The sequence below is a fragment of the Micromonospora sp. NPDC047753 genome, assembly GCF_040642735.1.
GTDB lineage: Bacteria > Actinomycetota > Actinomycetes > Mycobacteriales > Micromonosporaceae > Micromonospora.
Window position 1 is genome coordinate 1 of the sequence record NZ_JBEYSL010000429.1, and the last position, 5,886, is coordinate 5,886.

General features: G+C 74.3%; 5 protein-coding genes. All 5 read left to right on the forward strand.

The features are described from left to right. The first annotated feature begins 251 nt into the window (after positions 1-251). The 5 genes from ABZ749_RS27515 to ABZ749_RS27535 all read left to right on the forward strand — a co-directional run bounded on the left by ABZ749_RS27515 (position 252) and on the right by ABZ749_RS27535 (position 5,847). On the forward strand, positions 252-2,813 hold the full coding sequence (locus tag ABZ749_RS27515; RefSeq protein ID WP_357232900.1) for a LuxR C-terminal-related transcriptional regulator: 2,562 nt from the start codon (positions 252-254) through the stop codon (positions 2,811-2,813). Then, positions 2,810-4,762, forward strand: a complete 1,953-nt coding sequence (locus ABZ749_RS27520) for a nitrate- and nitrite sensing domain-containing protein (protein WP_357232902.1) — start codon at positions 2,810-2,812, stop codon at positions 4,760-4,762. The genes ABZ749_RS27515 and ABZ749_RS27520 overlap by 4 nt, the downstream gene beginning before the upstream one ends. Then, positions 4,759-5,208: a roadblock/LC7 domain-containing protein gene (locus ABZ749_RS27525; protein WP_355006158.1), complete on the forward strand. Its 450-nt coding sequence runs from the start codon at positions 4,759-4,761 to the stop codon at positions 5,206-5,208. The genes ABZ749_RS27520 and ABZ749_RS27525 overlap by 4 nt, the downstream gene beginning before the upstream one ends. After that, positions 5,186-5,566 (forward strand): DUF742 domain-containing protein, encoded by a 381-nt coding sequence (locus ABZ749_RS27530; protein WP_357232905.1) that lies wholly within the window; start codon positions 5,186-5,188, stop codon positions 5,564-5,566. Before ABZ749_RS27525 ends, ABZ749_RS27530 begins: the two co-directional genes overlap by 23 nt. A 107-nt stretch (positions 5,567-5,673) precedes the next feature. Beyond that, entirely contained in the window at positions 5,674-5,847 is a 174-nt protein-coding gene (locus ABZ749_RS27535; RefSeq protein ID WP_357232907.1) for a hypothetical protein, read from the forward strand. The last annotated feature ends 39 nt before the right edge of the window (positions 5,848-5,886 follow it).

Below are 5,886 nucleotides of genomic sequence, written 5' to 3' on the forward strand. Positions count from 1 at the left end.
CCCTCGGAGAATTGCAGGGAAGCCAACGCTTCGTACGACTCGCCATCGGGATGGCGGTGCTCGCCGCCGGCCCGAGTTCCGGCCCCGGTCAGCGGCGCCGGGCAGGCCACCCTCCCGGCACCACGCCGCGCTCATCACACCGTTCCGGGCGATCCGCCACCGCGGCCCCCGGTCCGGGTCCTCCCACTGGAACTGCCGAAGCCGTCCCGCCTGGCGCTGGCCCGCGGCCGCGGACGCGAAGGATGACCCCGATGATCATGAATGACCTCGCCGCACCAGGGTTGATCCTGGACAGGGGGTTGCAGGCGCTACTGGACACGGTCGCGCAGGACCCGAGCGGCCCACTCGCCGTCGGCGTCGCCGGCCCGGCCGGTCACGGAAAGACCGCGTTCCTCACCGAGCTGGAGCGCGTTCACCAGCGCGCCGGGATCACCGTCCGCACGGCCGCCCCGGAGCCGGATGAGCCGGTCGACCCCGACACGGTGGTGCTGGTCGACGACGCGCACCTGCTCGACGACGCACGGACCGAAGCGCTGCTGCGTCTGGTCGCGGGCCGGCGACACCGGCTGGTGGTCGCCCACCGACCGTGGCCCCGTTCAGCGGCGTTCAGTGAGCTGGTCGACGCTCTGCGACGCGACGGGCAGGCCGTGCTGCTCACACCGTTCACCAGGGAGCAGACCGCCGCCCATCTCGCCACCACGCCCGAGCTGGGCCGCCCGGCCGACCTGGTCGACTTCGTCCACACGCAGACCGCCGGCGTACCCCGGGACGTGGCACGGCTGGCCCGCGGCCTGGCCGGCGCGGAGACCAGGACCGGCACGGTGGACCCACCCCGCTCCGTCATCCTCGAATTCGGGCCGGACCTGGACGTCCAGCCCGCCGGGGTACGGCGACTGCTGCTCGCTGTCGCGGCCGGCGGGGCGCTGCCGGTGAGCATGCTCGGCGCGCTGCTGGGCCGGGACCCGGCCGGAGTGGACGAACTGATCGCCACGACCAGGGCGGCCGGGCTGCTCGGCGCGGACGGCAGGCTCGCACCGATCGTCCGGCGGGCCGTCGCGACACTCAGCCCCACCACCGAGCGGACAGCGGTCTGGCGGGGGCTCACCGAGTTGCAGCTCGCCCGGGGTGGCGCGGTGCTGCCGCTGGTCCGTTCCCTGCTCGCACTCGGCGCGCTCGGCGACTGCCCGGCCGCGACCCTGGCCGCTGCGGCGGACGAGGCGCTGGCCGACGAGCCGGCGTTCGCCGCCGAGCTGTTCGCGGCGGCCACGGCGGCCGGCCGGCCGCCCAACGCGCGGCAGGCGCTCGCCGCCGCGCTCGCCGGTGACCTCGACGACGCGCTTCGGCTGGCGGACCGACTCCTGGCCACGGCCGCTCCCCCGGATCGCTCCGAGGCGGCCGTGGTCGCCGCCACCGCCCTGGCCCACCGTGGTCACATCGGTCGCAGCGTCGAGCTGTTCCGGTGGTCGGGCACCGCCTCGGCGGCGGCGTTCGCCATCGTCGGCGGGTTGGCCATCGGTGACCCGGCCGCCAGCACCGAGTCACCGGCGGGCGACCCGGCGGGCGAACCCCCGACCCTGCACGCCAGCGCCGCCCGACTGATGGCCAACGGTGTACGGGAGAGCGTGACAGGCCCGCCGACCGCCGCGCTCTCCGCGCTCGTGCAGGCCGCCGCGCTGCTGGAGCCGGACGGCCGGGCGGCGCTGCTGCCGGACAGCCCGGCGGCACTCGCCGCGTTGACCGCGGTGCACTGCGGTGAGCTGGAAATCGCCGAGCGGGTGCTGCACCGCGCCCTGGGCGCCGGTGTCGGCGGCCCGCTGATGGCCCGCCGCCACCGGCTGTTGCAGGCCTGGATCCTGATGGTCCGTGGTGAGATCCACGCCGCCGGCGAGCGGCTCGCCACTGTGACGCTCGACGGGCGGCCACTGGAGTCGCGCGACCAGCTCTTCGCCGCCGCGATCCGGATGGGCATCGGCCGGCGCAACAGTGACCTCGGGGCGCTCAAGCGTGGTTGGGAGCAGGCGCTGGAGGCCGTGGTGCGGCACCCCGTCGACCTGTTCACCCTGCTGCCGTTGGGTGAGCTGGCCATCGCGGGCGCACGGCTGGGTGACCTGGCCCGGCTGGAGCCGTACCTGCACCAGGGGCGTGAGCTCCTCGATCGCCTCGACAATCCACCATTGTGGAGTGTTCCGCTGCACTGGAGCGGGCTGCACGCCGCCATCCTGACCGGCGAGCCGACGACCGCCGACGGACACGTCACGGCGTTGCTGGCCGCCGCTGGCCACAGCCGGTACGCGGCAGTGGTCGCCGCAGCCGCGGAGAGCTGGGTGGAGGTGCTCCGGGGTGTCGTCGACCCGATCCGGGTGGAGGCCGCCGCCCGGGGGCTGCACGACACCGGGTTGTGCTGGGACGGCGCCCGCCTCGCCGGGCAGGCCGCCATCCGCACCGCGGACCGACGGGCGATGACCACCCTGCTGGAATGCGCCCGAGCGTTGCAGGGGCGGCCCTCCGGCGGGCAGAGCGGGCAGACACCGACGACCGGTGCGAGCACGGCGCGGGTCGCCGGCCCCACCCAACACGGCCTGAGCGACCGCGAGTACGAGGTCGCCGAGCTGGTGCTCGCCGGATTGACCTACCGGGAGATCGGCGATCGGCTCTTCATCTCGGCCAAGACCGTCGAACACCACGTGGCGCGGATGCGTAACCGGCTCAACTGCGCCAACCGCACCGAACTGCTGGCGCTGCTGCGCACCCTCGTCGCCGACCGGGCCAGCGACACGGCCGGGCAACCATGGCCGCAGCGGGCGACCCGATGACCCGTGACGACGTCCGGCTGATCCGGACCAGGCTGGCCGTGCTGGCCGCCGTGCTGGTCACGCTCTGGTCGTACGCGGCCTACGTGTCCAGCCAGGACGCCGTCGACCTGCTGCGCGTCCGGGCACTGGCGGACACGCTGGGCCAGCCCATCGACCGCCTGATCCTGAGCCTCCAGACGGAACGCCGGATCACCGCCGAGACGATCGCCGGGGCGGGGCGGACGACGCCCGCGCTGGTCGGGGCCCGCGACGGCACCGACCGGGCCGCCGCCGAGATCCGCGAGTTCACCAAGGGCCGCGACCTTCGGCTGCTCAGCGCCGGCACCGTCCGCGAGCGGGCCGGCGAGCTGGTCCGCCGGCTCGACGGCCTGGGCACGACCCGGTCCCGGGTCGACACCGGGCGGCTCGACCAGGGCGCGGCAGTCGACGGGTACGACGAGGTCATCGACGTCGCCTTCGGGGTGTACGGCCCGGAGTGGGGCGCGTACGAGAGCGGGTTGGCCGCCGACACCCGCGCGGTGATCGCGCTGGCCCGCGCCCGGGAGTTGCTCGCCCGGGAGGACACAGCGGTCAGCGCGGGCCTGGCCGCCGCGCGGCTCGGGGCCGACGAGCAGCGCCGGCTGACTGCGCTGGTCAGCATCCAGCGGTACGCGCACACCGAGGCCGCAGCCGGGCTCCCGCCCGACGGCCGGGCCGCGCATCAGAACCTCGCGGCCGGCCCCGAGTTCGCGGCCCTGCTCGCCCTGGAGGACCGGCTGCTGCTCCAGGGCGGCGCCGCCAACGCCCTGGCCGGTCTCACCGTCCAGGACTGGCGGGCCGCGGCGGACGCCGCCCTCGGCGCGCTGCAGACAGTGGTGACGAACACCGCCCGCGGCAGCGTCGAGCGGGCCACCCCCGGTGCCGCCATGCTCATCGCGCGTACCGGGGCCGTCGTGGGGCTCGGCCTCATCGTCGTGCTCGTGCTCCTGCTGAGCTGGGCGGGGACCGTCCGACGCCTGACCGACGAACTGATCGGGAGCGACGCCGGCCTCCCGGCTCCGATGCCGGGCACGCCGGCCCCACCCCCGGCCCCGGCGACGCCGGAGGTTGACACCGAGCGGGAGCTGTTCCTGGGGTTGACCCGACGCAACCAGGTCCTGCTGCGCGACCAGCTCAGCCTGCTCGACGGGATGCAACGTCGGGAACGGTCCACCGAGGAGACCGGCGAGCTGTTCCAACTCGACCACCTCACCACCCGGGTCCGCCGCAACGTGGAGAAGCTGATCACCCTGGCCGGCGCGACACCCGCCCGCCGCTGGCGACGCCCGGTGCCACTGCTCGACGTGGCGCGCGGCGCGGTCGCCGAGGTGCCGGACTACCACCGGGTCCTGATCGCGCCCCACTGGCCGTGGTCGCTCGCGGGCCCGGCCGTCACGGACGTCATCCACCTGCTGGCGGAGCTGATCGAGAACGCGCTGGCCTTCTCCGGGGCGGAGACCACCGTCCGGGTCAGCGGCGAACAGCGACCGCAGGGATGTGCCGTGATCGTCGTCGACGACGGGCCGGGCCTGGACCCCGCCGCGCTGGCCGAGGCGAACCTCTTGCTCGGCAGTCCGCCGCCGGACGGCCCGCCCGCGGGCCGCGCTGGCTGGTACGCGGCCGCCATACTGGCCGACCGATGCGGTGCCCACGTCTCGCTGCGCCCCAGCCGGCGCGGCGGGACGGCCGCTGTCGTGCTCCTACCCTCCCGGCTGATCACGGTCACCGGCACCGGCGGTATCCCGGCCCACGCACCACCCGACAGCCCGAACCCACCGGCCCACACCGGCGCCGACCTGACCGACCCCGTCGGCAACGGCGCGCTGCCGACGCGGGTCCGCCACCCCGGGCCGAACGGCCCGGAACACGTCAGGACCAGCCTCGACACGGTTGAGTTGCCGGTCGCCAGAACAGCGAGGAGACAACAATGACGTCTGCAGTGGTCACCGAGGGCGGCCTGACCGACGCCCTGAACGACCTGGTCGACCGGGTGCACGGTGCGGAGTTCGCGGTGGTGCTCTCACCGGACGGGCTGCCGCTCGGTGGCTCGCGGCGGGTGGGGGCGAAGCTGGCCGAGCAGATCTCCGGCGTGGTCGCCGGACTGATCGCGTTGGGACTGGCCGCCACCCGGACCTGTGAGGCGGGTGAGCTGCGTCAGGTCGTGGTGCAGATGTCGCGAGCGTTCCTGTTCATCGCCACCATCCCGAACGGGACCATCCTCACCGTGCGGATCGCCGGTGACGACGTCGAGGTCGGTGACATGGCGTACGAGGTGGCACTCTTCGTGGGGCAGGCCGAGCAGCACCTGCCGATCACGCTGGGCCCGGCCTCCTCGGTGACGATCGGGGACACAGGTGCACTCCAGCGGCGCCACTGACGAGGCGTGGTACGACGACGACGCGGGCCCGGTCGCCCGGCCCTACACGATGACCGGGGGGCGTACCGCGCCCGCACGCGGCCAGTTCGACCTGATCTCGCTGGTCGTCGCCCGGCGAGGGGTCACGCCTCCCACACCGCTCTTCCCCGAACAGGCGCGGATCGTCGAGCTGTGCCACCATCCATTGTCGGTGGCCGAGGTGGGTGCCGAGTTGGATCTTCCGCTGGGGACGGTCCGGGTGCTGCTCGGTGACCTGCTCGCGGCCGGGCTGATCGAGACGCACGAACCGCCGATCCTGTCGGAGCTGCCGACCGAGGACCTGCTCGAGGCGATACTCGTCGGGCTTCGCGGGTTGTGACCGGGCAGCCGCCACCCGCGACCCGGACGGATCGCGGGCACGCACCCGGCGACGAACTGAAAGAGAGACTGGCAGTGCCGGCAACACCACCCCAACCACGCCGTACCGTGGCGATCATCCTGCTGGATCGGGTCGTGGCCCTCGTCACGGCCGCACGGCGGGTGCTCACCGGTCGGGAGGACGTCTCGCGGGCCACCTGGGTGGCTGTCGTCGCGGCGCTCGGGGTGCTGATCGCGACGGCCGTGTCCGTCGTCGGGCCGTGGTCGTCCTCGCCACCGTAGGAGAAGTCGCCGGACTCGTACCGTGGGCCGCCGTTCTTG

What these genes read in the sequence shown, in the direction of transcription:
- ABZ749_RS27515 (WP_357232900.1), top strand. Translation starts at nt 252, where the DNA reads ATGATCATGAATGACCTCGCCGCACCAGGGTTGATCCTGGACAGGGGG.
- ABZ749_RS27520 (WP_357232902.1), top strand. Translation starts at nt 2,810, where the DNA reads ATGACCCGTGACGACGTCCGGCTGATCCGGACCAGGCTGGCCGTGCTG.
- ABZ749_RS27525 (WP_355006158.1), top strand. Translation starts at nt 4,759, where the DNA reads ATGACGTCTGCAGTGGTCACCGAGGGCGGCCTGACCGACGCCCTGAAC.